The organism is Campylobacter sp. 2018MI13, assembly GCF_018501135.1.
Taxonomy (GTDB): domain Bacteria; phylum Campylobacterota; class Campylobacteria; order Campylobacterales; family Campylobacteraceae; genus Campylobacter_E.
Map to the genome: position 1 here is coordinate 1 of NZ_JAHCZC010000270.1, position 408 is coordinate 408.

1 protein-coding gene is annotated in these 408 nt (G+C 49.3%); it reads left to right on the forward strand.

Annotated features, from left to right (window positions below; all coding sequences use genetic code 11):
* Positions 1-78 precede the first annotated feature (78 nt).
* Positions 79-408: outer membrane protein assembly factor BamD (gene bamD / locus KJQ99_RS09990; protein ID WP_214150752.1), on the forward strand; the 330-nt coding region annotated here is incomplete at its 3' end.

Consider the following 408-nt stretch of genomic DNA (forward strand, 5'->3'; position numbering starts at 1 on the left):
GTGCTATTGTAGCTGGTCTTAACCGGGAGCAGGAACAGAGAATCTCCCGTAAAACATTTTGAGGTAAGTCAAAACGTCATGACGCGCATGAAATATCTGGTGGCAGCAGCCACGTTGAGCCTGTTTCTGGCGGGTTGCTCGGGTTCAAAGGAAGAGGTGCCCGATAATCTGCCGTATGAAATCTCCGCGACTGCTCAGCCAACGCTGCAGGACGGTAACTGGGAACAGGCAATAACGCAATTGGAAGCGTTAGATAATCGTTATCCATTCGGACCGTATTCTCAGCAGGTGCAGTTGGATCTTATCTACGCCTATTACAAAAACGCCGATTTGCCGCTAGCGCAGGCCGCCATCGATCGTTTTATGCGTCTTAATCCAACGCACCCTAATATTGACTATGTCATGTAC